General features: G+C 70.6%; 29 protein-coding genes. 16 read left to right on the plus strand and 13 right to left on the minus strand.

Annotated features, from left to right (window positions below):
* Positions 1–106: 106 nt before the first annotated feature.
* Both BLV01_RS16955 and BLV01_RS16960 read right to left on the minus strand, forming a co-directional pair.
* Entirely contained in the window at positions 107–688 is a 582-nt protein-coding gene (locus tag BLV01_RS16955; protein ID WP_091802319.1) for a hypothetical protein, read from the minus strand.
* A 215-nt stretch (positions 689–903) separates the two neighbouring features.
* Positions 904–2,511, minus strand: a complete 1,608-nt coding sequence (locus tag BLV01_RS16960) for an alkaline phosphatase (RefSeq protein ID WP_217633528.1) — start codon at positions 2,509–2,511, stop codon at positions 904–906.
* Positions 2,512–2,873: 362 nt separating this feature from the next.
* Between BLV01_RS16960 and BLV01_RS16965 the strand changes: the two genes are divergently transcribed.
* The 3 genes from BLV01_RS16965 to BLV01_RS16975 all read left to right on the plus strand — a co-directional run bounded on the left by BLV01_RS16965 (position 2,874) and on the right by BLV01_RS16975 (position 5,083).
* Entirely contained in the window at positions 2,874–3,866 is a 993-nt protein-coding gene (locus tag BLV01_RS16965) for a hypothetical protein (protein WP_091802326.1), read from the plus strand.
* Between the two features lie 339 nt (positions 3,867–4,205).
* On the plus strand, positions 4,206–4,700 hold the full coding sequence (locus tag BLV01_RS16970) for a DUF3916 domain-containing protein (protein ID WP_175486045.1): 495 nt from the start codon (positions 4,206–4,208) through the stop codon (positions 4,698–4,700).
* Entirely contained in the window at positions 4,697–5,083 is a 387-nt protein-coding gene (locus tag BLV01_RS16975) for a hypothetical protein (protein WP_091802332.1), read from the plus strand. The genes BLV01_RS16970 and BLV01_RS16975 overlap by 4 nt, the downstream gene beginning before the upstream one ends.
* Positions 5,084–5,251: 168 nt before the next feature.
* Here the strand turns inward: BLV01_RS16975 and BLV01_RS16980 are convergent, their stop codons facing one another.
* The 3 genes from BLV01_RS16980 to BLV01_RS16990 are packed head-to-tail and all read right to left on the minus strand — an operon-like array spanning position 5,252 to position 6,778.
* Positions 5,252–5,725, minus strand: a complete 474-nt coding sequence (locus BLV01_RS16980; protein WP_091802334.1) for an SRPBCC family protein — start codon at positions 5,723–5,725, stop codon at positions 5,252–5,254.
* On the minus strand, positions 5,722–6,096 hold the full coding sequence (locus tag BLV01_RS16985; protein WP_091802337.1) for an ArsR/SmtB family transcription factor: 375 nt from the start codon (positions 6,094–6,096) through the stop codon (positions 5,722–5,724). Before BLV01_RS16985 ends, BLV01_RS16980 begins: the two co-directional genes overlap by 4 nt.
* 4 nt (positions 6,097–6,100) lie before the next feature.
* On the minus strand, positions 6,101–6,778 hold the full coding sequence (locus BLV01_RS16990; RefSeq protein ID WP_091802340.1) for a glutathione S-transferase family protein: 678 nt from the start codon (positions 6,776–6,778) through the stop codon (positions 6,101–6,103).
* A 175-nt stretch (positions 6,779–6,953) separates the two neighbouring features.
* Here BLV01_RS16990 and BLV01_RS16995 point away from each other — a divergent pair, with 175 nt between their 5' ends.
* The 4 genes from BLV01_RS16995 to BLV01_RS17010 all read left to right on the plus strand — a co-directional run bounded on the left by BLV01_RS16995 (position 6,954) and on the right by BLV01_RS17010 (position 9,468).
* Positions 6,954–7,463 carry an STM3941 family protein gene (locus BLV01_RS16995; protein WP_091802343.1) on the plus strand — a complete coding sequence of 170 codons (510 nt, stop codon included), beginning with the start codon at positions 6,954–6,956 and terminating at the stop codon, positions 7,461–7,463.
* Between the two features lie 150 nt (positions 7,464–7,613).
* Positions 7,614–8,450, plus strand: coding sequence for an ATP-grasp domain-containing protein (locus BLV01_RS17000; protein ID WP_091802346.1), 837 nt, complete (start codon positions 7,614–7,616; stop codon positions 8,448–8,450).
* 23 nt (positions 8,451–8,473) lie between these two features.
* A complete protein-coding gene (locus tag BLV01_RS17005) occupies positions 8,474–8,869 on the plus strand; it encodes a hypothetical protein (RefSeq protein ID WP_091802349.1) in 396 nt (131 codons plus the stop codon).
* Between the two features lie 98 nt (positions 8,870–8,967).
* Positions 8,968–9,468, plus strand: a complete 501-nt coding sequence (locus BLV01_RS17010) for a hypothetical protein (RefSeq protein ID WP_091802352.1) — start codon at positions 8,968–8,970, stop codon at positions 9,466–9,468.
* 60 nt (positions 9,469–9,528) lie between these two features.
* On the opposite strand, the gene fabR is transcribed toward BLV01_RS17010, so the two are convergent.
* Complete coding sequence (fabR, locus tag BLV01_RS17015; RefSeq protein ID WP_091802527.1) at positions 9,529–10,200, minus strand: HTH-type transcriptional repressor FabR; 672 nt, start codon at positions 10,198–10,200, stop codon at positions 9,529–9,531.
* A gap of 115 nt (positions 10,201–10,315) precedes the next feature.
* On the opposite strand from fabR, the gene BLV01_RS17020 reads away from it, so the two are divergent.
* Positions 10,316–11,422: a ferredoxin reductase gene (locus tag BLV01_RS17020; RefSeq protein WP_091802355.1), complete on the plus strand. Its 1,107-nt coding sequence runs from the start codon at positions 10,316–10,318 to the stop codon at positions 11,420–11,422.
* 25 nt (positions 11,423–11,447) lie between these two features.
* On the plus strand, positions 11,448–12,593 hold the full coding sequence (locus tag BLV01_RS17025; protein WP_091802358.1) for a fatty acid desaturase family protein: 1,146 nt from the start codon (positions 11,448–11,450) through the stop codon (positions 12,591–12,593).
* Positions 12,594–12,686: 93 nt separating this feature from the next.
* Here the strand turns inward: BLV01_RS17025 and BLV01_RS17030 are convergent, their stop codons facing one another.
* Entirely contained in the window at positions 12,687–13,397 is a 711-nt protein-coding gene (locus BLV01_RS17030) for a glutathione S-transferase family protein (RefSeq protein WP_091802361.1), read from the minus strand.
* Positions 13,398–13,523: 126 nt separating this feature from the next.
* Between BLV01_RS17030 and BLV01_RS17035 the strand changes: the two genes are divergently transcribed.
* Entirely contained in the window at positions 13,524–14,411 is an 888-nt protein-coding gene (locus tag BLV01_RS17035; RefSeq protein WP_091802364.1) for a LysR substrate-binding domain-containing protein, read from the plus strand.
* Between the two features lie 170 nt (positions 14,412–14,581).
* On the opposite strand, the gene BLV01_RS17040 is transcribed toward BLV01_RS17035, so the two are convergent.
* On the minus strand, positions 14,582–15,058 hold the full coding sequence (locus tag BLV01_RS17040) for an Lrp/AsnC family transcriptional regulator (protein WP_091802530.1): 477 nt from the start codon (positions 15,056–15,058) through the stop codon (positions 14,582–14,584).
* A 147-nt stretch (positions 15,059–15,205) separates the two neighbouring features.
* Between BLV01_RS17040 and BLV01_RS17045 the strand changes: the two genes are divergently transcribed.
* The gene (locus BLV01_RS17045; protein ID WP_091802367.1) at positions 15,206–15,823 is read left to right on the plus strand and encodes a glutathione S-transferase; all 618 of its coding nucleotides are present in this window, start codon (positions 15,206–15,208) and stop codon (positions 15,821–15,823) included.
* A gap of 231 nt (positions 15,824–16,054) precedes the next feature.
* Here BLV01_RS17045 and BLV01_RS17050 read toward each other — a convergent pair whose 3' ends face one another.
* The 3 genes from BLV01_RS17050 to BLV01_RS17060 form a co-directional block, all read right to left on the minus strand.
* On the minus strand, positions 16,055–16,900 hold the full coding sequence (locus tag BLV01_RS17050; RefSeq protein ID WP_091802369.1) for a sterol desaturase family protein: 846 nt from the start codon (positions 16,898–16,900) through the stop codon (positions 16,055–16,057).
* Positions 16,900–17,397 (minus strand): SRPBCC family protein, encoded by a 498-nt coding sequence (locus BLV01_RS17055; RefSeq protein WP_091802372.1) that lies wholly within the window; start codon positions 17,395–17,397, stop codon positions 16,900–16,902. Before BLV01_RS17055 ends, BLV01_RS17050 begins: the two co-directional genes overlap by 1 nt.
* Before the next feature lie 163 nt (positions 17,398–17,560).
* A complete protein-coding gene (locus BLV01_RS17060) occupies positions 17,561–18,247 on the minus strand; it encodes an SIR2 family NAD-dependent protein deacylase (RefSeq protein ID WP_091802373.1) in 687 nt (228 codons plus the stop codon).
* Between the two features lie 153 nt (positions 18,248–18,400).
* Here BLV01_RS17060 and BLV01_RS17065 point away from each other — a divergent pair, with 153 nt between their 5' ends.
* On the plus strand, positions 18,401–19,921 hold the full coding sequence (locus tag BLV01_RS17065; protein WP_175486047.1) for an amidohydrolase family protein: 1,521 nt from the start codon (positions 18,401–18,403) through the stop codon (positions 19,919–19,921).
* Between the two features lie 52 nt (positions 19,922–19,973).
* Here BLV01_RS17065 and BLV01_RS17070 read toward each other — a convergent pair whose 3' ends face one another.
* Positions 19,974–20,900, minus strand: a complete 927-nt coding sequence (locus BLV01_RS17070; RefSeq protein ID WP_139178815.1) for a hypothetical protein — start codon at positions 20,898–20,900, stop codon at positions 19,974–19,976.
* A 208-nt stretch (positions 20,901–21,108) separates the two neighbouring features.
* On the opposite strand from BLV01_RS17070, the gene BLV01_RS17075 reads away from it, so the two are divergent.
* Together BLV01_RS17075 and BLV01_RS17080 are read left to right on the plus strand one after the other, a co-directional pair.
* A complete protein-coding gene (locus BLV01_RS17075) occupies positions 21,109–21,654 on the plus strand; it encodes an HD domain-containing protein (protein ID WP_091802382.1) in 546 nt (181 codons plus the stop codon).
* 245 nt (positions 21,655–21,899) lie between these two features.
* The gene (locus BLV01_RS17080; RefSeq protein WP_091802385.1) at positions 21,900–22,787 is read left to right on the plus strand and encodes an aldo/keto reductase; all 888 of its coding nucleotides are present in this window, start codon (positions 21,900–21,902) and stop codon (positions 22,785–22,787) included.
* 113 nt (positions 22,788–22,900) lie between these two features.
* Here BLV01_RS17080 and BLV01_RS17085 read toward each other — a convergent pair whose 3' ends face one another.
* A complete protein-coding gene (locus BLV01_RS17085; protein ID WP_091802388.1) occupies positions 22,901–23,308 on the minus strand; it encodes a YciI family protein in 408 nt (135 codons plus the stop codon).
* Between the two features lie 312 nt (positions 23,309–23,620).
* On the opposite strand from BLV01_RS17085, the gene BLV01_RS17090 reads away from it, so the two are divergent.
* Together BLV01_RS17090 and gnd are read left to right on the plus strand one after the other, a co-directional pair.
* A complete protein-coding gene (locus tag BLV01_RS17090; protein WP_254782675.1) occupies positions 23,621–24,625 on the plus strand; it encodes an alpha/beta fold hydrolase in 1,005 nt (334 codons plus the stop codon).
* Between the two features lie 312 nt (positions 24,626–24,937).
* A complete protein-coding gene (gene gnd, locus BLV01_RS17095; RefSeq protein WP_091802395.1) occupies positions 24,938–25,840 on the plus strand; it encodes a phosphogluconate dehydrogenase (NAD(+)-dependent, decarboxylating) in 903 nt (300 codons plus the stop codon).
* The last annotated feature ends 144 nt before the right edge of the window (positions 25,841–25,984 follow it).

The raw sequence follows: 25,984 nt of genomic DNA on the forward strand, positions 1-25,984 counted from the left end.
CACAAAAGCCGCTCCTCCGTAGGAGGGGCTTCAGCCCCGAAGCTTTTCGGTCCGATGCGGCGAAGCGATCCGGGCGGAAGGCATCGGGACTGAAGTCCCTCCCACGTCAATGCGCGTGGCCGTTGCGCTTGAGATAGGCGGCGGCGAACGGGTCGAGTTCCATGTCGCCGAGGTCGGCGTAGTCGGTCTCGCGGTAGTCGCCGGTGGCGGTGAACGCGGTTTGCGCGCCGACGCGTTCGAGCTTGACCAGCTTGAGTTCGTAGAAACCGGTGTCGCCCGTCTTCGGTTTCGCCGGGCCGGTGCGGTAGTACGCCGGCAGGCCTTCGGCGGACAGCCATTCCAGCGCGATCGGTTGGCCTTCGGCGCTTTCGCCGCGATAACGCTCGGCGCTCAGTCCCAATACCTTGGCCGAGCCGTCGCGTTTGAGTTTGTCGCGCAGTTGCGGGTTGATCGGGCTGGCGAGTTGTTGCCACTGCGGCATGCGGCCGGTGGTGCGCAAGTCGCCGGGCGCCCAGGCGATGCTGCGTTTTTCTTCGGCGAACAGTTCCAGCCGGGCGATGCCGTCGGGCGTTTGCCGCCACAGTTCGGCCGGTTCGCCGGGCTGGCGATATTCGATGCGGTCGGCGCTGCGCACCAGGGTCAGGCTGCGTTCGCCGCGGGCGTCGCGCACGGTGTATTGGGCGATCAAGGCTTGCGCGTCCGGGGCGACGGCCGCGGGCGTCGCCGAGTCGACGACGGCGGCAGGCGCCGCGTTCGCCGCGGCCGCGTCGCCGGCCCACGCGGGGCCGGCGAGCGCGAACGCCAGGGCGAGCGCGAGGCCGCCTGTCGCGACCCGCCGCGCAACGGCGGCGGGTCGCTCGCTTGCAAGACGCGCTGCAGCTCGATCCGTCACGGCACGACCGATCACAGCGTGGCCTGGTTGCGCGCCATGCCGGCGCGCAGGTCCTCTTCCATCAGCGGCGCGGCCAGCGCGCCGCGGCCGCGCGGGAAGCCGTTGTTGCAATAGCCGAACAGGGCGCACAGGAACACGCTGGTGTTGCGCTGCGATTGCGCCATCACGTGGAAGATCGTGTTCTGCTCGACCACCCCCTGGAACGCGTGCGCGCCGGGGCCGCGCGCGTAGATGCCGACGTCTTCGGCGGCGTGGGTTTCATCGCCCAGCGGCACGGTCGCTTCCTGCAGGAAGTCCGGGTGCGCGGTGTCGATGCCGGTCAGGTCCGGGCGCGCGTTCGGGCCGCGGTAGCCGGGGCCGTTGACGTAGCCCAGCGTGGTGTAGGGCTTGCCGTTCTTGTCCAGGGCCAACTGGCCGTTGGTGACGACCTTGCCGAGGATGTCGTTGCCGCGGTCCGGGTAGCCGGCGACGGTGAAGGTGTGGCTGTGGTCGGCGGTGACGATGATGAGGGTGTCGCGTTCGTCGGTCTTCTTCAGCGCGGCGCGCACGGCGTCGGACAGGGCGATGGCGTCGGTCAGCGCGCGGCTGGCGTTGCCGGCGTGGTGGGCGTGGTCGACGCGGCCGCCTTCGACCATCAGGAAGTAGCCCTTGCGGCTGTTGTTGCCGAGCACGTCGATGGCCTTCGACGTCATCTCGGCCAGGCTCGGTTCCTTGCCGGTGTCGTTGGCGCGGTCCTGCTCGTATTCCATGTGCGAGCGCTCGAACAGGCCGAGCAGGTGGCGGGTGCGGCGCGGGTCGATGGCGTCGAACTGGGCCTTGTTCCAGACGTAGTTCGCGCCCGGGCGCTTGGCCCATTCCTGCGGCAGGTTGCGGCCGTCCTTGCGCCGGCCGGCGGCGCCGGCGTCTTCCGGGTCGCTCACGGTGCTGGGCAGGAAGTAGCTGCGGCCGCCGCCGAGCGCGACTTCCAGGCCGTCGCCGTAGGGGAATTCGATCAGCTGGCGGGCGATGTCCTTGCAGCCGTTGGCCTTGGCCTCGGCGCTGAGTTCGGCGTCGCTTTCCCAGTCGCGGTTGGGCGTGTGCGCATAGGTCGCGGCCGGCGTGGCGTGGGTGATGCGCGCGGTGCTGACGATGCCGGTGGCCAGGCCCAGCGCCTCGGACAGTTCCAGCATGGTGACCACGCCCTGGCCGCGCGCGGAGGCGCAGTCGCCGTACTTGGCCTTCTGGGTGACGCTGAGCACGCCCTGGTTGGTCTTGATGCCGGTGACCATCGCGGTCATGGTCGGCGCCGAGTCCGGGGTCTGGCCGTCGACCGAGTAGGTCTTGGACAGGCTCACGTAGGGCAGCTTTTCGAACGAGAGGAAGTTCTCTTCGCCGCTGCCGCCCTTGAGCTGGCCTTCGCGGATGCGCGCGGCGGCGACGGTGGAAATGCCCATGCCGTCGCCGACGAACAGGATCACGTTCTTGGCCTTGAATGGCAGCGGGCGCAGGTTGGCGCCGGCGCGCGCGGTTTGCGCGCCTTCCTCGAACCAGCGTTGCGCGCTCTCGGCGCGCGCCGGCGCCTTCGGCGCGGCCTGCTTCGGCGCGGCGAGAACCGGCAAGGCGATGAGGGCGGTGCACACGGCGGCGCCCAGGACGGTACGGACGGGCAGGGCGGAGCGATGCGAGGAGGCGCGCATGAGGGCAGGACTCGGTGGTTCGGGGGAGCGGCCACTGTCCGGCGGCTTGGTTGCAGTCGCATGACTGACTGGGAAGCGCATCGCAGAAGCGTGACCGGGATCGTGACTGCGAACGTTGCCTGCTCCGTCGTGTGACGTACGGTCCGATTCGACTGTCCGGGTTCGCGTTCGCGCACCGATAACTTGGCGGCTTGTAACCGCAAATGTCCTTGTTGCGTCGCTTCGTCCGGCATGCGCGGACGCAGAACGCATTCGACCAGGACGCTGGGGCGCACAAGCAATCCGTCATTTATCAAGGAAGCGAAATGAACAAGAAGTTGCTGCCTGTCGTGCTGTGTGGATTGATCGCCGCGCCGTTGTCGGCCTGGGCCGAGGATTCGGAGAAGGAAAGCCCGCCGGAGGAATGGGAACTCGCCGAGCGCAGCGATCCGATGACCGAGCCGGTCAAGAAGTTCCTCAAGGTGCTGGAGGATCTGGACCGTCGTTATCCGGACAGCGCCAAGATCGATGTCGCCCGCTTCATGGAAACCGAAGGCGAGGCGGTGGCGCAGGCGTACTGCAACGTATTGGGCTTCGACGGCCCTTGCGTACCCGAGGACCGCAAGGGCGACGAGGTGTTCGTCGCCTACTCGCCGGAACGCAGCGCGGCCAAGCGTGCGTTGAGCTGGTGGGACTGGCTGACGACGCGTTTCACCAATGTGGGCATCATTCCTCACAACAACGCGTGCCCGGCGGGCTATGCCTGGACGGAAATCCGCATGGACGACGAGGATCGCCGAAACGCCAACCGCCGCGAGGGCTGGATCGGCGCGACGGTGTCGAATGCCAACACGTCCTGGCGTTTTTGCAAGGTCAACTCGTTGAAGTCGATGCAGTACCGGCCGCTGCCCCAGGCCGGAAACCGCTATGACTATGCGGTGCTGAACATGGGCTTGTTCTGCCCGTCCGGCGCGCGTCGCTACACGCGCCAGCAGACCAACGAAGTTTGGAATAATCAGAACGGTTCCTACGGCGGAGTGTTCCCGAATTTCCGCATTTACAACACTTGGTTCACGCTTTATTGCCACTTCGACGGGGGAGCTTCGTCTGCTCTGGGCCACATGACGACCTTCCCGAAGCACGGTTTCGCGCACGGTGTGTTTGCCCCGCTGTCGATGCCGACGCATCCGTTGGGCGCCGGCTATGTGCACCAGGACGACGAGGACCTTGTCAACTTGAATTGGTGGTTGTTCGGCAGCCCCGACGAGATCATGGGCGGCGGGCGCAACACCTTGCGTTACCTGATGCGCGTCGAGTGAGCGTAAGGGCGCGGACCTGAGGTCCGTAGTCCAAATCCGAAGTGTGCGTCGCGCCGTGGCCTCCGTCGTTCCTTTGTGAGCGGCGGAGGTTCGCGGCGCGATTTTTCGTTCGGCCTCGCGTCGATGCGCGAGGTCCGGTGACGGGAGCCGCGCCAGTTGCGACCGCGACAACGCGCTTGCGGCGCAGGCGGCTACCCCGCATTCGCAACTGCCGTAGCTGCTGTATCGAACATCGCGCGGTGGCTTGGCCGAACGATTGCTAGACTGCCGCCATCCCCGTTCCGATATCGCCTCATGGCCCGATCTCTTCCGCGCAAGCCGCTGCCTTACCGCCTGCACGTGTTGCGCGAACTCGAGCGCTGGGCCGCGGGTTTCGCCGGCCGTTTCCCGTCCGCGCGCGAGCTGAGCGAGCACCCGAGATACTGGAACTGGAAGCTGCCGTTCGATGCGCGCTTGTTGCGAGGCGGGGACGCCGCGACGCGCGCGACCCAGCGCGAGTGTGCGCAGCGCCTCATCGATGCCTGCGCCGCGCTGCTGCGGGCCAAGCCGGATTGGGCGGCGGGCGCGCGGGTGACGTGCACGATCTGCGTGCCGGAGGTTTGGGCCAGCGAGCTGTGCATCTATCTGGATGAGGACTATTTCCGCAGCCACGTCGAAGGCGGCGCGGCGGGCGGGACGGCGCCGATCCGGGGGCGTTCGCTGGCGGCGCAGTGGGGATTGCGTTTGCCGCCGGGACTGCACGAGCGCGGAACCCTGTACGAATACGCGGCGAGCGGCGAGGCGAGCGAGCGCGGCGAGCAATGGCGCTATGGCGACGTCGAGCGGAGCGCATGAATCGCGCGCCGGTCGAGACCGCAACCCACGAGCCGTTTCCGAACTACTACGTCTACGCTTACTGCGACCCCTGGCCGAGCAAGCAGCGGATGCTGGAGATCCTGCGCGCGCACGGCCTGGAGGTGGAAGAGCGTCATTACGCGGTGCAGGCCTGGATCGACGGCCGCGCGTTCGCCTTCGAGGTCTATGGCGGCGATCTGGGCGATCCGGAGGCCGAGGCGGACGATCACGACCTGGCGCGGCTGACCGATCACGCGCGGCGGATCTCCGCGGCGCTGGCGGCCGCGGGGGTGCGCCATCGGCTGGAAATCCTGGAGAAGTTGGACGACACCTTGATGGCCTGCGTGCATCACGGCATGCCGCGGTCGCCCGACGAGGGGTGAGCGAGGGCCGGATTGGGGCGCGGCGAACTGAGCGGAAGGCATCGGGCCTGAAGGCCCTCCCACAAGAGCGAGGAAGATCAGGCCTGACGGCCGTCTCGCACCGACGCTCCTGGCTGTTGTGGCAGGGCCTTCAGGCCCGATGCCCTTCGTTCCGGTCGCAGTGTCGATTCATTGAGGCAACATCGCCTCGTGCAGATACAGCGCGATGTTGTCGAACAACACCGCCGTCCCCTCGCGCCGCTCTTCCAGCGTCTGCAATCCATCGAAGAACGCCAGTTGCTCGGTGAACACCATCCGCGTCCCCGCGTCGCCCGGCAGGAACTGCACGGTCGCCAGCGACGCGGTCAGCCGCCGTTCGTCCATGTCCATCGAAAAGCCGTAGACGATGCGGTGGTCCTCGACGATGTCGAGGTAGTGGCCGTGGAAGCGGTGGATCGCGCCGCCCGGGCCGCGGTTGACGATGACTTCCTCGCCGCCGGGGCGGAAGTCCATGCGGTGCTCGATCACCGCCATGCTGTCCTGGCACACGCTCCAGGCGCGCTTGGCCTGCGGATCGGCCCAGGCGCGGAACAGCTTGCGCGCGGACGCCGCATAGGTGCGCTCGATGGTGAACTCGCCGTGCAGCACGCTGCGTGCGTTCATGCCTCGTCCTCGTCGGGTTGGCTGGCCAGGTAGCGTTCCAGCGCGTCGAACTGGGATTGGTAGCGCGCCTTGCGTTCGGCGATCCAGCCTTCGATTAAGGCCAAGGCGTCGGGCGCGATGCGGTAGGTACGCACGCGGCCGCGTTTTTCCGACAGCACGATCCCGCCGGATTCGAGCACGGCCAGGTGCTTGACCACCGACGGCAACGCCATCTCCAGCGGTTGGGCCAGCTCCGACACCGAAGCCGGGCCGGCGCTGAGGCGGTCTATCATCTGCCGGCGGCTGGCGTCGGCGAGGGCCTGGAACAGGCGGTCGAGCCGCGCGCTGTGTTGTACGGCGTCGCGGGCGCGCGAAGCAGAGCGGATGGGCATGCGCTCAATCCTGCAGGAACCGCGCCGGGATGCGTTCGCGGAACGGGAAATAGGGGAAGTACGGGCGCGCTTCGGCGAGCGTGCGGCGCACGCTGGCCCGGTCCATCAGCCGTTCGTAGTACGCGCGCAGGCGCGGATGCGCGTCCGGCAGCGGCGCGATGATGGCGGCGTAGAACAGCGCCGGCGCGGCCGCGCAGTCGGCCAGGGTGAAGTCGTCGCCGCAGATCCACTCGCGCTGCGCCTGGCGTTCGATCATGGCGTAGGCCGTGGCCAGGGCGGCGTGCGCGTCGGCGACGCCGCGCGGGTCTTTCTCGTGCGCGCCGCGCAGCTCTTCCAGCACGATGCGCTGCATCGGCGCCTGCACGTACAGGTCGAAGAAGCGGTCCCACAGGCGCACGTCCAGGCGCGCGTCCGCGTCGGCCGGCAGCAGCGCGCGCGGGCCGGGATGGTGCTGCTGCAGGTACTCGACGATGATCGAGGTCTCCGGCACGGTGCGCCCGCGCGCTTCGTCGCGCAGCACCGGCATCTTGCCGACCGGCCACAGCTCGAGGAAATCGGCCTTGCCCGCGGGATCGGCGAGATCGACCAGATGGGCCTGGAACGGCGTGTCGTTCTCGTACAGCGCGATCAGCACCTTGTGGCAGAACGAAGCCAGCGGATGCGAATACAGGTGCAGGGACATGGCGGGCTCGGGTGGCGGAATCAAAAGTTTCCTTCGTGGATAAGTATTGCCGTGCCCGCGAGGCGATTGCAAGGACTGTTTCCCGGTCGGCTAAGTATTGGCGGCCGTCGCGGCCGACCGGCTAGAGTCCGCAGGCGCGGCGCGGCCGCGGGTTTCCGGCGCACACGGAGCGGGCATGCAGACGGATCGGCTGGTGGTGGCGAACGCGCGCGGCAGGTACCTGGCGCTGCTGCTCGGCGCGCTGGCGTTCGTGGCGATCGGCGCGGCCATCGTGCTGCGCCATCCGAGCCTGGAGGGCTTCCTCATCGGCGGCGCGTCGATCGTGTTCTTCGGCGGCGGCGCGGTGCTGTTCGCGTTCCAGCTGCTCGACCGGCGGCCGCGGCTGGTCCTCGACGACGAGGGCTTGACCGACCGCACCCTCGGCGTCGGCACCATTCCCTGGCGCGACATCGCCGGCGCGCAATTGCGCACGGTGCGCGGCCACGCGTTCGTCTGCCTGCACCTGCGCAACCCCGAGCAGTGGTCGGCCAGGCTCTCGGCCCGCCAGCGGCGCCTGGCCGCGCTCAACCAGCGCATGGGCTACGCGATGCTCAACGTGAACCTGTCGGGCGTCGCGGCCGATCCGCAGGCGGTGCTGAAGCGGATCCTGCGGTACTCGGCGATGTACGAGCCGGGCCGGGGCTGAGCGCGGACGCATCGGCCGGGGCGCGGTTGCCGGCGCCGACGTCGAGCAACTGGAGCGACGCTGGATCTCGCGGGCCGTCGCGCCGGCCGGCCGCGCCGCCTCTCCGGTTTTGGCACACTGGGCGCCGCACCGGCCACGCACCCCTTGCGAATGGACATCGCCCTGCTGGAAGACACCCTGGCCATCGTCAGCCGCCGCGTCGGCGTGGCGGTGTACGACTTCGATTTCTCCCTGTACTTCCGCTGCCGCCACCCTTCGTCCTTCGCCGCGGACACGCCGTGCGCGCTGCGCATCGGCGCGGTCGAGGACTACGGCGCACGCTACGCCGAATTGACGGAACTGGGCCTGCGGCCGGTCAATTCGCCGGCCGAGCACGACCGCGCCAGCGAGCTGGAGCACTGGTATCCCTTGCTGGGCGAACTGACCCCGCGCACGCGCGTGTTCGACGCGTTGCCGCCGGCGCAGCGCATCGAAGCCGAGTTCGCCTGGCCGATCTTCCTCAAAGGCTCGCGCCAGACCAGCAAGCACAACGCCAAGCTGTCGGTGATCGGCGATCGCGAGCATTACGCCTGGGCGGTGGAGCAGTATCGCCGCGACCCGGTGCTGCACTGGCAACGGCCGGCGGTGCGCGAGTTCGTGCCGCTGGCGCCGGTCGCCGGCGGTATCGCCGGCAAGGTGCCGGCCTCGCTGGAGTTCCGCAGTTTCTGGTGGCGCGGGCAGTGCGTGGGGTGGGGGCGCTATTGGTATCAGGCCGCGCCCTACGCCTGCGCCGACATCGAGGCCGGGCTGGCGCTGGCGACGGAAGCGGCGCGCCGGTTGCAGGTGCCGTTTCTGGTGGTGGACTTCGCCAAGGCCGCGGACGGACGCTGGATCGTGATCGAATGCAACGACGGGCAAGAGTCGGGCTACGCCGCCGCGCCGCCGCGCGCGATCTGGGAGGCGATCCTGGCCTACGAAGCCGGCGCCGACGCCGGCCGCGCGCGATGAGGCGGCAGCGCCCCGCTGCGGCAATGGCGTTGGCGCTCGCGCTGGGCGGCTGCGGCCTGCTGGACTCGGGCGAGCTGTGGTCGTCGGGTCGCTACACGATCCTCTGGATCGACGCGCCCGACCAAGCGCACCTGGCCTATCGCATCGACGGCACCACGACGATGGGCCTGTCCGATCCGTGCGTGTCGGCCGTGGCCGAAAACGCGGACTACATCGCGATCGAGCAACGGCCGCCGCAGTCGGCCCGGCGCCCGCGCTACCGGCTCTTCGCCAAGCGCGCGCTGGCGTCGCGGATGCCGCTGGCGACGCCGCTCGGCGAGCCGATGCCCGAACCGATCTACCGCCCGCTGGCGCAGCGCCTCGGCCTGCCGCCGATGCGCGCGGTGGGTGGGGCGGGGGCCTGCGGTCGGGCGAATTGAGCGGCCGGTCCGACCGCGCCGTGCGCTGATCGACAGTGCGTCGCGAACCCGGTCACAATGCGCTGGCGTCGCGATTGCGCGGCGAAAGGGGACACCGCATGGCCGGCTCCAAGCGCGCGCATCCGATGCAGGCGAAGTACCTGTTGGCGCGGACCGCGCTGCAGGACACGGCCTGGTTCTTCGACACCTTCGGCGGCGCCGACGGCAGCGGTTGCCTGGCGCGTTTCTGGGACATCGTCGGCAGCGAGTTGCCCGAGCCCGAGCGGGTCGCGGCGCAGGGGCTGGCGGTGCAGGGCCTGGCCCTGGACGACGGCTCGCCGGCGCTGCTGCTGAGCCTGCCCGCGCCGGAACGCAACGACGCCCACTTCGTCGCCGCGGTCGCCGGCCGCGCCGGCGTGCGGGTGTTCTGCCTGGAGCGTTCGTTGAGCTTCCCCGAGCAGCGCGAGTGCACCGTCATCGCCGAGTTGGCCGCGGACCATCGCGCCAACTGGGGCAACGGCCCCGCGGCGGACGCCTGCGCGTTCCTGGCGGCGGTGGACGCGATCGTCTCCGGCGCGCGGCCGGGGCCGCTGGCGACGGTGCCGATGCAGTTGGCGTAAGCACGGGCGCAACGCCCGCGCAGCGCGGCGAAGTCGTCGCCGCGGGCCGTCGCGCGCGGCCTAGCGCGCCCGGTTGCGCTCGGCGCGGCCGCGCGCGGCCTTGCTGCGCTCGGCCATGGCGCGCGAGCCGGCCAGGATCATCCGCACCATCGCGCTCATCTGCTCGATCAGCTCGGGGTCTTTCTCGCGCGGCATGTCCATCGCGGTGGCGCCCATCGCGAACACCAGCCGGGTGATCGAGCGCGCCACCAGGGCCGGTTCGTACAGTTCGACCTGGTCGGTCGCGGCCAGCCGGATCAGGTCGACGCGCAGCTCTTCCTCGAAGAACGACAGCTCGCGGTCGACCGCGCGCTTGAACGCGTCCGAGCCGACCGTGCCCTCGCGCAGCAGCACGTGCAGCAGGCGGTCATCGGCGCGCAACTGTTCCATGAAAGCCTCGATGGAACTGCGCACGATGCTGCGCCGGGTGGTCAGCCGATGGCGGGCCTCGCCGACGATCTTGCGCAGCGATTGCCCGGCCAGGTCGATCAGCGCCACCGCCAGTTCGTCGGTGTCGCGGAACTGGCGGTAGAAGCTGTTCGGGGCGATGCCGGCCTCGCGCGCGACCTCGCGCAGGCTCAGCGAGGACACGCTGCGGTGCGGGCCGACCAGCTTCAGCGCGGCGTAAATGATGTCCTCGCGCGAAATCGTCGCCTTGCGGCCCGGATGGCTGTCGACGTCGATGTCGGTGATAAGGCGTTGGCTCACGGGGCGGCGGCGCGTGGACGGGCAGCCGACATGATACTCCCGTTGCTGAATTAATATACGGTTGTGCACACATCTGTGCGGATATCTGTATAGTGCCCCCATGAACGCTGCCGTCCGCCCCGCCGCCGCCCGTCCGCGCAGCCGCCTGCGCCGTCTGGTTTCGCCCTTCGTTTCGCCGCAAGTCTTTGATTTCTGGGCATCCCGCTTCCATCCGACCTGGTCCTGGGAGCGCCCGCTGGCGCGCATCGTCGGCCGCAGCGAGGCCTCGGCGGACGCGGTGACCCTGCTGCTGGCGCCGAACCGGCACTGGCGCGGCGGCGTCGCCGGCCAGCACCTGCTGGTCGGCGCGCGCATCGACGGCGTGCTGGTGACGCGCAGCTACAGCCTGTCCGCCGCCCCGCGCGCGGACGGCCGCATCGAGATCACGGTCAAGGCGATCGAAGGCGGCAAGCTCAGCGCCTACCTGCACCAGCGCGCGCGCATCGGCGAAGTGCTCGAGCTCGGCGCCGCGTTCGGCGAGATGGTCCTGCCGCAGCGCGGCGACGGCGCGCGCCTGTTCCTCGCCGCCGGCAGCGGCATCACCCCGCTGATGGCGATGGTGCGGGCGCAGGCCGCGCGCGAAATGCCGCAGCCGCTGACCCTGCTGTACTGGGCGCGCCGCCGCGAAGAGTTGTGCTTCGTCGAGGAACTGCGCGCGCTGGCCGCCGCGCATGCGAATTTCCAGGTGCGGTTCCTGCTGACCCGGCAGGAGCCGCAGGCCGCCGACGAAGACGCCGGCCGCATCGACGCCGAACTGCTCGCGCGCCACGCCGGCGACCTGCGCGAACGCGCGGTGTTCGCCTGCGGCCCCGGCGGTTTCGCCGAAAGCGCGCGCGCGCTGGCCGAAACCGGCGCGCGTTCGTTCGCCAGCGAAGCCTTCACCCCGCCGCCGCGCGAGCATCGCGAGGACGGCTTCGCCCAGGTCACGCTCGCGCGCAGCGGCCGCAGCTTCCAGCTGCCGCGTGGCGAATCGCTGCTGACCGCGCTGGAAGCGCAGGGCCTGAAGCTGCCTTCGGGCTGCCGCATGGGCCTGTGCAACACCTGCGCCTGCGGCAAGTCCGCCGGCGCCACCCGTCACCTGCATACCGGCGACGTGCACGCCGAGCCGGCCTCGGCGCTGCGCCTGTGCGTGAGCGCGCCGGCCGGCGACCTCGTCCTCGACCTCTGACGCCCTTCCTTCCTCCGAGCCCCGCATGAGCAAGCAACGCAATCGCGCGCTGAGCGCGCAGGAACTGGACCGCTTCGGCGAAGAACTCGACGCGCTGCGCGCGCGCACCCTGGCCCAGGTGGGCAAGGTCGACGCCGACTACATCCGCCGCGTGGTCGCCGCGGTGCGCTGGACCGGCCTGGCCGGGCGCGCGCTGCTGTACCTGGGCGCGATCGGCGGCGCCTTCGTGTCGTGGCTGCTGTGGCCGGCCTGCGTGCTCGGCGCGCTGCTGCTGGCGGCGTCGAAGATCATGGAGAACATGGAAGTCGGCCACAACGTCATGCACGGCCAGTACGACTGGATGCGCGACCCGCACCTGGACGGGCGCAGCTACGAATGGGACATCGTCGCCACCGGCGACAACTGGCGCAAGACGCACAACTACCAGCACCACACCTGGACCAACGTGCGCGGCATGGACGACGACATCGGCTACGGCCTGCTGCGGATCTTCCCGGAGCAGCGCTGGCGCCCGTTCTACCTGCTGCAGCCGCCGATCGCGGTGGTGTTCGCGCTGCTGTTCCAGTGGGGCGTGGCGATCCAGGAACTGCGGGTGGGCCGCTGGCTCGCCGGCAAGACCACGCACCGGGCGATGTGGCGCAAGTTCGCGCCGGTCGGGCGCAAGATGGGCAAGCAGTTGCTCAAGGACTACCTGCTGTTCCCGCTGCTGGCCGGCCCGTTCTTCCTGCCGGTGCTGCTGGGCAACATGGTCGCCAACGGCATCCGCAACGTGTGGACCTACGTGGTGATCTTCTGCGGCCACTTCACCCACGACGTGGAAGTGTTCCCGAAGGAATCGGTGCGCAACGAGTCGCGCGGGCACTGGTACCTGCGCCAGCTGCGCGGTTCGGCCAACCTGACCGGCGGCAAGGCCATGAACCTGATGACCGGCAACCTCAGCCACCAGATCGAGCACCACTTCTATCCCGACATCCCGGCCTGGCGCTACGCGACGATGGCGGTGGAAGTGCGCGAGATCTGCGCGCGCTACGGCCAGCACTACGACACCGGCTCGCTGCCGCGGCAGTTCGCCGAGGTCAGCTGGCGGATCGTGCGCCACGCGTTCCCGAGCCGCCCGCGCAAGCGCCGGCCGCTGGTGCGCGCCGAGGCCATGGCCGAAGCGCAAGGCTGAGCGCGGCGCTGCGCGCGCGGCTTCGTTCGCATCGGTTCGCGAATCCCCGGCACCGCGAGGCGCCGGGGATTCTTCGTTTGGGCGCCGCCGCGCTTATGCGGCGCGCCGCGCCGCCAGCGACTCGGCGATGCCGATTTCGCCTTCGAACCGCCCCGCGCTGGTCGTCGGCCGCTGCTGCTCGATGGCGTGGGCGAAGCTCACCGCCGGGTCGGCTTCGAGTTGGTCGAACAGGCGCTGCAGGTTGGGATAGTCGCGGCGGTCGACCACGCTGTGGTACTTGGTCCAGCGCGCGATGCCGATGAAGTACGCGTCGGCCAGGGTGCGCCGCTGGCCCAGCAGCCAAGGCTTGTCGCCGAGCATGCGCTCGAGTTCCTGGTGGGCGCGGACCACGCGCGCGCGGCCGTACTCGGTCAGCGCGCGCCGGGTGTCGTCGTCGGACTCGTGTTCCAGCAGCCACCACAGCGACGCGAACGAATTGAAGAAGGTGGTGTTGAGGAAGGCCAGCATGCGGTTGAGCTGGTCGAACTCGCGCGTGCCCTGGGCGAACGAGAGGCCGGCCTCCAGCGTGCCCGGCAGGGCGCCGATGTGGTTGAGGATGGCGATGCTCTCGGCGAGGACGTCGCCGCGCGCGGTCGCCAGCGCCGGGGTCTCGCGGACCGGATTGATCGCGGCGAAGGCGTCGGTCTGCATGTCGTCGGGCATGTTCACCCGCGCCAGCCGGTAGGGCTGGCCGGACCATTCCAGCGCGACGATGGCGCCGAACGAGCAACCGGACGGGACGCCGTAATAGAGGATCGGGGACATGCTGGGCTCCTGGTGGCTTGAAGGCCGCGGTGTTCGCGGCGGGTGTGGCCACAGTAGGAGCGTGGACTTTGGTCGTGTAGTCGGCGGAAAGTAGACGCAAAGTCCACGCATGTGTACTTTCGGCGCATGTTGAACCTCAACGACCTCGTCCTGTTCGCCACCGCGGTGGAGAGCGGCGGTTTCGCCGCGGCCTCGCGCCGGCTCGGCGTGCCCAAGTCCACGATCAGCAAGCGCGTGGCCGCGCTCGAGGACGAGTTGGGCGTGCGCCTGATCCACCGCACCTCGCGCAGCTTCGTGCTGACCGACACCGGCCGCGATTTCCACGAACACGCGCGCGCGGCGCTGATCGAGACCGAGGCGGCCGAGAACGCGGTGCGCACGCGCGTCGCCGAACCCAGCGGCAAGGTCCGCATCACCTGCGGCGTGCCGACCGCGCAGGACTACCTGGCGCCGCACCTGCCGGCGCTGGCGCGCGCGTATCCGCGCCTGCAGGTCGAGATCGACGTCAGCGACCGCTTCGTCGACCTGGTCCAGGAGGGTTACGACATCGGCGTGCGCAGCCACTTCGCGCCGTTGCCGGATTCGGGCCTGATCCAGCGCCAGGCGGCGGTGGAGACGATCGTGCTGGTGGCGGCGCCGGCGTACCTGCAGGCGCGCGGCGCGCCGCAGTCGGCGCGGGAACTGGACGGGCACGACGGCCTGCTGACCGGGCCGGGCAACACGGCCTGGACGCTGCGCGAGGACGGCGGCGACAGCCTCGTGGCGACGCCGCGCGCGCGCATGGTCGCCAACGAAGGCCGCGTGCTCGCCGCGGCGGCGGTCGCGGGGCTCGGGATCGCCGTGTTGCCCGAGCGCTTGTGCGCGGCCGAACTCGGCGACGGGCGCCTGCTGCGGGTATTGCCGACGTGGAACGCGGGCAGGGTGACCACGAGCCTGTTGATGCCGCACCGGCGCGGGCAGTTGCCGGGCGTGCGGGCGACGGTCGAATTCCTGGTCGAGTGCTTGTCGCGGTAACGGCGGGACGCTTGAGCCGCGATGCTTTTCCGTGCGGGGCTGCGCAGCGATCTGGAACAAAAGCAGTCGGGCCTGAAGGCCCTCCCACAAGGGCGGCCGATGCAAGGCGGCTGTTGTGGGAGGGCCTTCAGGCCCGACGCTCTGCGCCCAACTCGCCGCGATGCGCCGCCTCAGTCGTCCGCATCCTCCGCCACCGCGATCGCCAGCCCGCGCTTGACCAGGCTCAGCGCGACGTTGGTGGTGAACCGGCGCACGTTCGGATTCTCCGCCACCAGCCGCAGCATCAACGCGTCGAAGGCCTCGGTGTCGGGCGTGGCCACCACCAGCACGAAGTCGGCCTCGCCGGTGACGTAGAACGCCTGCTGCACCTGCGTGCAGTCGGCCAGCCAGCGGCGCAGTTGCGCCAGCAGTTCCGGCCGCTCGCGCTCGACCTGCAGCGAGACCAGGAAGAAGGTCGGCTTGCCGACCTGCCTGGGATCGAGCACCGCCGCGTGGCGCTGGATCACCCCGGCCTCGCGCAGCCGCCGCAGCCGGCGCTGGATCGCCGACGGCGACAAGGCCACCTGCTCGGCCAGGCGCTCGGCGGTCTGGTCGGCGTCGTCCTGCACCAGGTTGAGCAATCGGCGGTCGAAGCGGTCGAGTTTCATGGCCGCCATCTTAGGGCCGCCGTGGTTGCCGGGGCGCGGCGCTTAGCGCGGATCGGCGCCGGAAAACCGCGCGCAGGCGGCGGCGGACGCGGCGCAAACGCGCGGCCGCGCCGTTAGCCTGATGCGCCCGCCATCGCCGGAGGCGCCATGCGCCTGCTATACCAGACCCACTCGCCGTTCGCCCGCAAAGCCCTGGTGTTCGCCCTGGAGGCCGGCTTGGGCGAGCGCATCGAGGTCGTCCACCACGAGACCAGCCCGACCCTGCGCAACGAGGCGGTGTATGCGCAGAACCCGCTCGGCAAGGTGCCGGTGCTGCTGCGCCCGGGACAGGCGCCGATCTTCGACTCCGATGTGATCTGCGCCTATCTGGACACCCTGCACGCCGGTGCGCCGTTGATTCCGGCCGACGGCGAAGCGCGCTGGCAGGCGCTGAAGTTGCAGGCGATCGGGCAGGGCCTGGCCGACACCGGGATCAAGCTACGCTGGGAAACCGTGCGCCGGCCCGAGGCATTGCGTTATGAAGCCTTGGGCATCGGCTACGCGCACAAGCTGGTCGAGAGCTACGACTGGCTGGAGCGCGAGCTCGATACCGAGTCGCCGCTGCATGTCGGCCATATCGCGGTAGCGACCGCGTTGAGCTGGCTGGCGTTTCGTGAGCTGCCCGACTTCCGCGCCGGCCGGCCGCGGTTGGCGGCGTGGCAGGACGCGTTCGAGCGACGCGCCTCGATGCGCGCGACGCCGCTGTCGGGACAAACCCACGACTGAGCGGCGCGAAAGCCCAGGTTCCAGGCCCTGTGCGAGGGCCGTCAGGCCCGAGGCTTTGCGCTCCGACGCGGCACAGCGACCTGAGCCAAAAGCGTCGGGGCTGAAGCCCCTCCCACAAGAGCCGGCCGGCGCATCGGTAATGCTTTTGTGGGAGGGCCTTCAGGCCCGACGCTTTCCGCTCCGACGCGACACAGCGCCCCGAGCCGACAACCGCGGGACCGAACGCCGCGCCTATTCGCGCGCCCGATCCAGATGCGCGAGCGAGCGCTCCGGCGGCCCGAACAACTGCCCCAGCGCGCCGCGCAGCCCGCGCGCGCGCCAGGCGTCGGCGAACATCGCGATCCATTCGTGGAAGGTCAGCCGGATCGGGTTGTGGCTGCGGATCTGGCCGACGATGCCGTACTCGCACGGCGTCGTCGCGTCCTCTTCGACGTAGCTGCCGAACAGCTTGTCCCAGACGATCAGCACGCCGGCGTAGTTGCGGTCGATGTACTGCGGATTGCGCGCGTGGTGGACGCGGTGGTGCGAGGGCGTGTTGAAGACCTTTTCCAGCCAGCCCAGCTTGCCCACCGCTTCGGTGTGGACGAAGAACTGGAAGGCGAGGTTGATCGCCACCACCGCCACGATGTGCTTGGGCGCAAAGCCGATCCACGCCAGCGGCAGCCAGAACACCCACATGCCCGAGATCGGATAGGTCAGGCTCTGACGGAACGCGGTGGACAGGTTCAAGCGTTCCGACGAGTGATGGGTGACGTGCGAGGCCCACAGCCAGCGCACGCGGTGGCTGGCGCGGTGGAACCAGTAGTAGAAGAAGTCCTGCGCCACGAACAGCGCGGCGATGGTCCACAGCGAGGCCGGCAGGTCGAACAGGCGGTGGGCGTAGACCGCGTAGTACAGGCCGATCACCAGCAGCCAGGCGATCGCGTCGCTGGCCTGGTGCATCAGCGCCAGCGCCGCGTTCGACATGGTGTCGCGCAGGCTGTACTGGCCGGGACGGCGCTTGCGCCAGTACCACGCCTCCAGCCCGATCAGGCCCAGGAACACCGGCGCCAGCGCCAGCAGGATCCACTCTTCCATCAGCTGCGCTCCTTGCGCCAGGCGCCTTCCAGGGCCTGCGCCATGCGTTCCAGGCAGCGCCGCATCGCCGCGCGCATGCAGCCGCGCAGCAGCGGCGCGGCCAGCGGCCAGGCCAGCGGCGAGGTCAGTTCGAAGTCGTAGCGCCAGGCGACGCGGGTGGCGTCGGCGCCGTCGCCGCGGTCGGCCTGGAATTCCCAGCGCGCGTGGCCCGCGCGCGCCAGCCAGGCCAGCGGCGGGCGCAGCCCGTCGAGGGTGTAGGCGTGCAGGTGCGGCGGCTCCAGCGCGGTGATGCGCTCCATCAGCCGCGAGCCGTCGCTGCTTTCCAGCGAACGCAGCGCGCCGACCGCGGGCGGCGCCAGCGGGGTGATGCGGGTGAGCGCCGGGATCGGGCCGTAGCCGGGGAACAGGGCGGGGAAGCGTTCGCTGTCGAGCGCCAACGCGAACACCGCCTCGGGCGGCGCGTCGATGCGGCGTTCGGCGGTCAGGGACAGGCGCATGGGGCGAGTCTAGGAGCGGTCCCGGAGGCTGTCCACACGCCTGCGTACGTTTTGTCGGGCAGGCAGGTTTCCGCCCTTGTCCGTATCCACCCGACGCGCCCGCCAAATCGCATTACCCGCGGCGCGGCGGCTCACGGCGCCCGTGGCGCCGAAACCGCCGGCCTCACGCCTGCGCCAGCCACGCCTGCGCCAACTCCGGCACCGTCGCCACCGCGGTGCCGCGCAGGAAGCGGTACGCGTCCGGCACCTCCTGCTGATCCGGCGAGACGAACACGCGTTCGGCCCCGGCCGGCGCGTAGTCGACCAGCCCGGCCGCCGGCCACACGGTCAGCGAGGTGCCGATCGCCAGGACCTTGTCGGCCTCGGCGAAGTGCTGCGCCGACTCGCGCAGGTGGCGCACGTTCTCGCCGAACCAGACCACGTCCGGACGCAGCTGGCTGCCCAGTTCGCACAGGTCGCCGATCTCGATCAGCGCGCCGGTCATCGGGTAGATGCGCGAGTCGTCGGCGCTGCTGCGCGCCTTGAGGATCTCGCCGTGCACGTGCAGCACCTGGCTGGAACCGGCGCGTTCGTGCAGGTCGTCGATGTTCTGGGTGATCACCACCACCCGGTACTTGTCTTCGAGCCGGGCGATGGCCGCGTGCGCGGCATTGGGCTGCGCGGCCAACACGCCGAGTCGGCGCTCGTTGTAGAAGCGCAGCACGGTGGCCGGATCGCGCCGCCAGCCCTCGGGCGAGGCCACGTCCTGAAGCCGGTGCTCGTGCCACAGGCCGCCCATGTCGCGGAAGGTCTTGAGCCCGCTCTCGGCGCTGACCCCGGCGCCGGTGAACACTACGATCTTGGGTTTCATGCGGTGGCCGTCCCTGCAAGCGAAAAACGCGACCGTGGGGGGCGCGTTTCAACCATAGCGCGGCATGGCGCATCTGCCCATGCCGCCGGTCCGCGATCGATGGCCGGCGCGCGAAGCGATGCCTATGATCGAACCGGACCGCAGGAGAGCCGCATGAATTTCCGTTGCTGGACGCTGGGCGTGGGCCTGGGATTGACGGCGCTGGCGCCGGCCTGGGCCGGGTCGGCCGACGCACCGGCGGGGCGCTATCTGGTTCGCGACGTCACCGTCGTCCCGGTCGATACCGACGAAGTGCTGGCCCATCGCAACGTATTGATCGAGGGCGGGCGGATCGCGCGGATCGCGCCGGCCGGCCGGCGCCTGCGCGCGGGGACGGCGGTGGTGGTGGACGGGCGCGGCAAGTACCTGGTTCCCGGCTTCGTCGACGCGCACGTGCATATCGCCACCGAAGGCGCGATCCGCGACAGCAAGGACCCGGCGATCAGCGGCCTGGACCTCGGCGGCGGGCACGACTACGACCGCCAGGCGATGCTGGTCTTGCTCAAGGCCGGGGTGACCGGCGCGGCCAACCTCGGCGGCAGTGCCGGCGGCGACGAAGACCTGCTGCGCCTGCGCGGCGAGATCGACGCCGGCCGCGAGATCGGCCCCAAGCTCTACGTCGGCAAGCGCATCAACGGCCCGCGCGCGGCGGTCGCCGCGCAGCCCGGCGGCCAGCCGGTGCCGGCGTCCAGGCCGGAGGCGCCGACCACCGCCGCCGACGGCATCGCCGCGGTGCGGCGCGCGCGCGAACGCGGCTACGACTTCATCAAGCCCTACCAGTTCCTCAATCGGCAGACGTATCTGGCCGTGGTCGAAGAGGCCAGGCGCCAGGGCTTCATCACCACCGGCCACCTGCCCGAACTGGGCTGCGCGAGCTGCGCCGACCGCGCCTTCGCCTTCGCCCACCCGATGACCAACATCGCCCACAGCGAAGAACTGGCGCGCTTCGCCCGCATCGGCAGCGACCTCGCCCCGGCCGATATCGAGACCCTGGCGCAGGCGGTGGCCGACAGCGGCGCGTCGGTGACGCCGACCCTGGTCACCCTGCGGACCATCGTCGCGATGTACGTGCAGCGCGAAGTGCCGGCGGTGCCGGACGGCTGGCAGGACACGGTCGATCCGGTGACGAAACTGGACTGGGCGGCGCCGGCCAACCGATACCTGAGCCAGGCGTTCCGCGGTCAGGAGGGCGCCGACCGTTTCTCCGCCGGCTACGACTTCGCCCGCGTGCTGACGCGTGCGCTGTGGAAGCGCGGGGTGCCGCTGACCGTCGGCACCGACGCGGCGCTGCCGGGGCTGGCGTTCGGCGTGTCGGTGCGGCAGGAGATGGTCGAATTGCGCGAGATCGGCCTGAGCCCGCTGGAAGTATTGCGCGCGGCGTCGCTCAACGCCCACCGGCTGTTCGATCCGCAGGCCGGCAGCGGCGCGGTGCGCGAAGGCGAGCGCGCCGACCTGGTGCTGCTCGATGCCGATCCGCTGGCCGACATCCACAACGTGGGCAAGGTCGCCGGCGTGTTCGCGCAGGGACGCTGGCTGTCGATCGGCGAGATCGACCGGCGGCTGGCCGAAGGCGAGGCGTTCGAGCGCGGCTTGCAGCGCCAGATCGAGCGAGGCAAGGCCGCCGGGACGAAGTGACGCGGCAGGCGGACGGTCGCGGCGGTTCGGTGCCGGCGCGTCCGGCCGGGCTTCACAACGCCGCCGCCAGCGCCTGCTCGACGTCGACCGCCCAGGCGCAGCCGTCCGCATACGCGTACAGCGTGTCGCCGCGCCCGTCGACGCGTTCCGGGCGCAGCGGCGCGCCGTCCTCGCGTTGCAGCTCGAAGCGCGCGAGTTCGCTGCACCGGCCGTCGCCGTCGAGGCGGAACAGCGCGGCTTCGCGGCCGCGCCTGGGATTGCGGTACATCAGCGCATGGCGTCGCTGCACCGCCACCGCGCAGGCGCCGTCGAACGGCGGCCGCCACTGGCCGGCGATGCGCCGCTCGCGCAGCAGCACCAGGGCGAACTCGGTGTAGTAGTACAGCCAGGTTTGGCGTTCGTCGGCGACGTTGAGCGCGTAACAGTCGCAGATCGTGTCGAGCCCGTCCTGCGGCTGGAACTGGAAGGTGTTCGCGCCGTGCGCGTCCCACGCGGCCAGGCCGCAGGCCGAGACCGGGTCGTCGCCGAACACGCCCTCGTCGAAGTAGCCGGTCCAGATCGCGCCGCGCGCGGTGGTCTGCAGGTGCCCGATGCCATCGCCCAGGGCGAACTCGCGCAGGCGTCGTCCATCGCGCGAATACACCCGGCCGTTGGCGCGGCCGGCGCTGCCGCCGGAACGCGCGCAGGCCAGCAACAGGTCGTCGCCGAGCGGCTGCAGCGCGTGCACGTTGTAGCGTTCGCCGACGATGCGCAGGTCGAGCACGCACCGGCCGTCGAGCCAGGCGCGGGCGCGGTAGTCCTGCGGCTGGGCCGGATTGATCTTCGGATAGCTCGGGCCGGGTCGCGTGGTGCGGTACTCCAGCGGCTTGAGCGCGTGCAGCGCGTACAGCGCGCGATCGGGACCGGCGCCGAAGGCGACCAGGGCGCCCGGGCCGGCGTCGAGGTCGGCGAGCAGGCGGGCGGGCAAGGGGCGGATCATGCGGCGGCTCGGTGCCTGGGGCGCGGCCATGGTACCCGCGGCGGCGGCCGTCCGCGGCGGCGCTGCGCTACAATGGCCGCGCAGCCGCAACGGCTGCGTCCCGCGGCGCATCGCCGCACGCCCCCCCCGCATCGTTCGTCTCGCGCCGCCCCTGGCCGCGCGCGGCCGGCGGCTGGGCGGGCCTGCAGGGGCCTCATCAGGAGCACGCATGAACCACGATCACGGACTCGTCCTGCGCGCCGCGGCCTTCGCCGCGCAGCGCCACCGCCGCCAGCGCCGCAACGACGCGGAAAGCAGCCCCTACATCAACCATCCGCTGGCGCTGGCCGACACCCTGGCCAACCTCGGCGGCATCGCCGATCCGGTGGTGCTGTGCGCGGCCTTGCTGCACGACACCGTCGAGGACACCGCGACCACGCTGGAGGAGATCGAGCTGGCGTTCGGCGCGCGCGTCGCCGCGGTGGTGGCGCAGGTCAGCGACGACAAGTCGCTGCCCAAGGCCGAGCGCAAGCGCTTGCAGATCGAGCACGCGCGGCATATCTCGCGCGAGGCCCAGCTGGTCAAGCTGGCCGACAAGATCTGCAACCTGCGCGACCTGCTGCAGGCGCCGCCGCCGTGGACGCAGCAGCGCAAGCGCGAGTACTTCGATTGGGCGGCGCAGGTGGTGGCGGGTGTGCGCGGCGTGCATCCGGCGCTGGAGGCGGAGTTCGATGCGGTGCATGCGCGGATCGACGAGTTGGGCGAGGGAAGCTGAGGCGCGGGTTTCCGGATTTTTGTCGGTTGCGGGCGGCGATCCGAGCGCAAGGCGTCGGGGCTGAAGCCCCTCCCACAGAAGCGGCCGAGAGGGCGCGACGAGAATCGCGAAGGGCCGCCTGTGTGGGAGGGCCTTCAGGCCCGACGCTTTTGAGTCCGACGCAACGCGGCGACCCGGACGCAAGGCGGCCTGGGCGCGCGCCCTCCCAAGGTAGACTGCGGCTCCCCCCGTTGCCGGCCTGCCGCATGAGCGCCTCCGAATCGCTGACCCTGTCTCCCGTCGTCGCCGGTTGCTGGCGCATGGCCGAATGGAAGCTCGACGCCGCCGGGCGCCTGGGCTGGATCGAACGGGCGCTGGAGCTGGGCATCGACAGCTTCGACCACGCCGACATCTACGGCGACTACTCGGTCGAGGCGCTGTTCGGCGAAGCGCTGGCATTGCAGCCGGGCCTGCGCCAGCGCATCCGCCTGGTGAGCAAGTGCGGGATCAGGCTGACCTCGGCGCAGCGGCCGCAGCATGCGATCAAGTCCTACGACAGCTCGCGCGCGCACGTGCTGGCCAGCGTCGAGCAGTCGCTGCGCGCGCTGCGTACCGACTATCTCGACCTGTTGCTGATCCACCGCCCCGACCTGCTGATGGACGCCGACGAACTGGCCGCGACCTTCGTCGAGCTCAAGGCCGCGGGCAAGGTGCTGCACGTGGGCGTGTCCAACCACACGCCGGCGCAATTGGCGCTGCTGCACGCGCGCCATGCGCTGGCGACGCACCAAGTCGAGCTGTCGCCGCTGCACCTGCCGCCGCTCGACGACGGCACCCTGGAGCAATGCCAGGCGCTGCGGCTGCGGCCGATGCTGTGGTCGCCGCTGGCCGGCGGCCGTTTGTTCGGCGGCGGCGACGAGCGCGCCGAACGCGTGCGCGCGGTGCTGGCCGACCTCGGCCGCCGCCACGGCGGTGCATCGGTCGCGACGATGGCCTACGCCTGGCTGCTGCGGCACCCGACCCGGCCGTGGCCGATCACCGGCAGCGGCCGCGAGCAGGGGCTGCGCGATGCGGTGGACGCGCTGCGGATCGAACTGTCGGCGCAGGAGTGGTACGAGGTGTGGCAGTCCAGCGCCGGCCGCGAAGTCGCGTAAGCGCGAGATCGCGGCTGCGCGTTGGCGCCGCAGGGGTGGGGCTTCGCGCTTGCCTCGCAAGCCCCTGTGTCGCGGTCGCGGCTTGCGCCGCTCCTGCAGGCAGCGAGCGGGCCTCAACGCTGCTGGGTTGTCTCGAACGCCTGCACTTCTTCGCGTACCTCGTCGGGAAACGCGTCCATCTCCATCACCTGGCGCACCTCGATGGTCTCGTTGTCCGCGCCGGGGCAGCGCTTGGCCCACTCGATCGCTTCCTCGCGCGAGCCGACCTCGATCACCCAGTAGCCGCCGAGCACTTCCTTGGCCTCCGGGAACGGCCCGTCGGTCACCCGCGGCTTGCCGTCGCGGAAGCTCACCCGCGCGCCCATCGACGGCGGATGCAGGCCTTCCAGCGTGCGCAGCACGCCGGCCTCCTGCAGCGCGTAGTTGTATTGCATCATCGCCTTGATCTGCTCGGCGCCGGGCAGGGTGCCGGGTTCGGCCGATTCGTAGCCCTGGGGAATCATCAGCATCATGAAACGCATGGTCGGTCTCCTGGAGGGGATGGCGCGGGTCGAGGGGCGGCTTGCGGTCGGTTGCGAGCGTTGCCGGCCGCTCTTGCTACAGCGACGAAGCGCGGCGGCCCGGATCGACACGGGGTCGGCGCTTTTCTCCGGGACGGCGGTTCGGCGGCGTCGCAGAACTGAATCGAATCTGTCTCGCACGTGCCGGCCGGTGCCGGCAACCGCACCGGCCTTGCTTACCATCGCCGCTTCATTGACCTGAGGCGGGCGGCGATGGGCGCGGCGCATGCACACTTCGGCCGGACGTCCGGCGCGATCCTGGGATTGACGTTGATGCTCGTGGCCGGCGGCGCCGGCGCCGCGGCCAAGCCGGGCGCGCGCAAGCCGCCCAAGCCGGTGGCGGACACCCGCCTGGACGTCTACGCCGAGCCCGGCGAGCGCATCGACATCGGCGGCGGGCGCAAGCTCAACCTGCGTTGCAGCGGCCAGGGCCGGCCGACGGTGCTGCTCGAGGCCGGCTTCGGTTCCGATTCGCTGGCCTGGGCGCGGTCGCAGCCGCAGATCGCCGAGCGCAACCGGGTCTGCGCCTACGACCGCGCCGGCCTGGGCTTCAGCGACGGCGGCCCGCTGCCGCGCGACCTCAAGGCCGACGTCGCCGACCTGCACGCGCTGATCGAGGCCGCCGACCTGGACACGCCGCTGATCCTGGTCGGCCACTCCTACGGCAGCCAGGTGGTGCGCCGCTACGACGAACTGCACCCGAAGAAGGTCGCCGCGCTGGTGCTGGTCGACCCGCCCGAGCAGAACGTCGGCGAATTCTCCGCGTCCTACGCCAAGACCGAGGCCGAGATGGCGCCGCGCATGCTGGCGATGTACCGCGCCTGCGAGCAGGGCGCGCGCGAGGGCCGGCTCGGCGCGGCGCGGCCGCCGGCCGAGCTGCGCAACTGCCTGCGTCCGCCGAACCCGAACTACAGCGACAAGTTGAACGCCTCGATCCGCGCCTGGCGGTCCAAGCCGGCGTTCTGGGAGACGGTGATCACCGGCTCGCAGGACCGGCTGTCGCTGTACGGCAGCGCGGTGGCCAAGAGCGAGCGCCACGACGGCAAGCCGGTGATCGTGCTCAGCGCCGACCAGCCCTACGCCGGCGCGCCGGCCGACGACCTCAAGGCGCTGACCGCCGCGCGCGAGCAGACCCATATGGCGTTGATCGGCACCTCGCGTTACGCCAAGCGGGTGACCATCGCCGACAGCTCGCACGACATCCCCAACGACCAACCGGCGGCGCCGGCGATCGCCGTGTTCGAGGCGATGCAGATGCGCAAGCAGATGGGGCGCTGAGGCGGCAGGGCCGATGCCCCGGCGCATTTGTGGGAAGGCCGGCAGGCCCGGTGCGCCGCCGCTGTTGTGGGAGGGCCTTCAGGCCCGATGCGTTCGTATCCGATCGCGGCGTCCCGAGCGAAAAGCATCGGGCCTGAAGGCCCTCGCACAACAGCGGATGCGGTTCCCACCCGATGCGGAACGCTCCGGCCCCTTTAATTCCGCCCGGATCGCTCACACTTCCTTACCGCGGCGGGCACCAAGATCGCCTGTCCCGCGGCGCCGGCGCACGTCGCCGCGGCTCACATCGAACACGAAACATCGGGAGACGGCATGGAACTGGGCATGGTCGGCCTCGGGCGCATGGGCGCCAACATGGCCGAACGGTTGGTACGCGGCGGGCACACGGTGGTGGGCTTCGACCCCGGCGCCGCGGCGCGCGAACAGGCCGCCGCGCGCGGCATCGGCGCGGCCGCGTCGCTGGCCGAACTGGTCGCGGCATTGCCGGCGCCGCGCACGCTGTGGCTGATGGTGCCGGCTGGCGCGGTCGATGCGACCCTGGCCGAACTGCGGCCGCTGCTGGCCGCGGGCGACACCGTCGTCGACGGCGGCAACTCCAACTACAAGGACACCGTGCGCCGCGCCGGCGAGCTGCTCGCGCACGATCTGCACTATGTCGATTCCGGCACCAGCGGCGGCGTGTGGGGCCTGCAGGAGGGCTACAGCCTGATGATCGGCGGCGAAGAGGCCGCGGTCGAACGCCTGCGGCCGATCTTCGAGACCCTGGCGCCGGCGGCCGAGCGCGGCTGGGGCCGGGTCGGTCCCAGCGGCGCGGGCCATTTCACCAAGATGATCCACAACGGCATCGAGTACGGAATGATGCAGGCCTACGCCGAGGGCTTCGCCATCCTCGGGCGCAAGGCCGAATTCGGCCTGGACCTGCACCAGATCGCGCAGATCTGGCGCCACGGCAGCGTGGTGCGTTCCTGGCTGCTCGACCTCAGCGCCGACGCGCTGGGCAAGAACCCGGGCCTGCAGGGCATCGCCCCGTTCGTGGAAGACTCCGGCGAAGGCCGCTGGACCGTGGCCGAGGCCATCGACCTCGACGTTTCCGCGCCGGTGATCACCGCCTCGCTGATGGAGCGCCTGCGTTCGCGCGAGAAGGACTCCTTCGCCGACAAGCTGCTGGCGGCGATGCGCAACGAGTTCGGTGGACACGCGATCCGCAAGGAATAAGTCGGGCCGGGTCGTGGCGACCCGAGCCTGAAGCGTCGGGACTGAAGTCCCTCCCACAAAAGCATTCGCGGGCGCCGGTGTGGAAGGGCCTTCAGGCCCGACGCTCTTCGATCCGACCCGACGATCCGCATCGAAACCGCGCGC

Origin of the sequence: Lysobacter sp. yr284 (assembly GCF_900107375.1) — a bacterium.
Classification (GTDB): Bacteria; Pseudomonadota; Gammaproteobacteria; order Xanthomonadales; family Xanthomonadaceae; genus Lysobacter.

Bases quoted from the DNA above. Each gene is read 5' to 3' on its own strand.
- BLV01_RS16965 (WP_091802326.1), top strand. From the start codon at position 2,874: ATGAACAAGAAGTTGCTGCCTGTCGTGCTGTGTGGATTGATCGCCGCG.
- BLV01_RS16975 (WP_091802332.1), top strand. From the start codon at position 4,697: ATGAATCGCGCGCCGGTCGAGACCGCAACCCACGAGCCGTTTCCGAAC.
- BLV01_RS16980 (WP_091802334.1), bottom strand. From the start codon at position 5,725: ATGAACGCACGCAGCGTGCTGCACGGCGAGTTCACCATCGAGCGCACC.
- BLV01_RS16985 (WP_091802337.1), bottom strand. From the start codon at position 6,096: ATGCCCATCCGCTCTGCTTCGCGCGCCCGCGACGCCGTACAACACAGC.
- BLV01_RS16990 (WP_091802340.1), bottom strand. From the start codon at position 6,778: ATGTCCCTGCACCTGTATTCGCATCCGCTGGCTTCGTTCTGCCACAAG.
- BLV01_RS16995 (WP_091802343.1), top strand. From the start codon at position 6,954: ATGCAGACGGATCGGCTGGTGGTGGCGAACGCGCGCGGCAGGTACCTG.
- BLV01_RS17000 (WP_091802346.1), top strand. From the start codon at position 7,614: ATGGACATCGCCCTGCTGGAAGACACCCTGGCCATCGTCAGCCGCCGC.
- BLV01_RS17005 (WP_091802349.1), top strand. From the start codon at position 8,474: ATGGCGTTGGCGCTCGCGCTGGGCGGCTGCGGCCTGCTGGACTCGGGC.
- BLV01_RS17010 (WP_091802352.1), top strand. From the start codon at position 8,968: ATGGCCGGCTCCAAGCGCGCGCATCCGATGCAGGCGAAGTACCTGTTG.
- BLV01_RS17020 (WP_091802355.1), top strand. From the start codon at position 10,316: ATGAACGCTGCCGTCCGCCCCGCCGCCGCCCGTCCGCGCAGCCGCCTG.
- BLV01_RS17025 (WP_091802358.1), top strand. From the start codon at position 11,448: ATGAGCAAGCAACGCAATCGCGCGCTGAGCGCGCAGGAACTGGACCGC.
- BLV01_RS17030 (WP_091802361.1), bottom strand. From the start codon at position 13,397: ATGTCCCCGATCCTCTATTACGGCGTCCCGTCCGGTTGCTCGTTCGGC.
- BLV01_RS17035 (WP_091802364.1), top strand. From the start codon at position 13,524: ATGTTGAACCTCAACGACCTCGTCCTGTTCGCCACCGCGGTGGAGAGC.
- BLV01_RS17040 (WP_091802530.1), bottom strand. From the start codon at position 15,058: ATGAAACTCGACCGCTTCGACCGCCGATTGCTCAACCTGGTGCAGGAC.
- BLV01_RS17045 (WP_091802367.1), top strand. From the start codon at position 15,206: ATGCGCCTGCTATACCAGACCCACTCGCCGTTCGCCCGCAAAGCCCTG.
- BLV01_RS17050 (WP_091802369.1), bottom strand. From the start codon at position 16,900: ATGGAAGAGTGGATCCTGCTGGCGCTGGCGCCGGTGTTCCTGGGCCTG.
- BLV01_RS17055 (WP_091802372.1), bottom strand. From the start codon at position 17,397: ATGCGCCTGTCCCTGACCGCCGAACGCCGCATCGACGCGCCGCCCGAG.
- BLV01_RS17060 (WP_091802373.1), bottom strand. From the start codon at position 18,247: ATGAAACCCAAGATCGTAGTGTTCACCGGCGCCGGGGTCAGCGCCGAG.
- BLV01_RS17065 (WP_175486047.1), top strand. From the start codon at position 18,401: ATGAATTTCCGTTGCTGGACGCTGGGCGTGGGCCTGGGATTGACGGCG.
- BLV01_RS17070 (WP_139178815.1), bottom strand. From the start codon at position 20,900: ATGATCCGCCCCTTGCCCGCCCGCCTGCTCGCCGACCTCGACGCCGGC.
- BLV01_RS17075 (WP_091802382.1), top strand. From the start codon at position 21,109: ATGAACCACGATCACGGACTCGTCCTGCGCGCCGCGGCCTTCGCCGCG.
- BLV01_RS17080 (WP_091802385.1), top strand. From the start codon at position 21,900: ATGAGCGCCTCCGAATCGCTGACCCTGTCTCCCGTCGTCGCCGGTTGC.
- BLV01_RS17085 (WP_091802388.1), bottom strand. From the start codon at position 23,308: ATGCGTTTCATGATGCTGATGATTCCCCAGGGCTACGAATCGGCCGAA.
- BLV01_RS17090 (WP_254782675.1), top strand. From the start codon at position 23,621: ATGCTCGTGGCCGGCGGCGCCGGCGCCGCGGCCAAGCCGGGCGCGCGC.
- gnd (WP_091802395.1), top strand. From the start codon at position 24,938: ATGGAACTGGGCATGGTCGGCCTCGGGCGCATGGGCGCCAACATGGCC.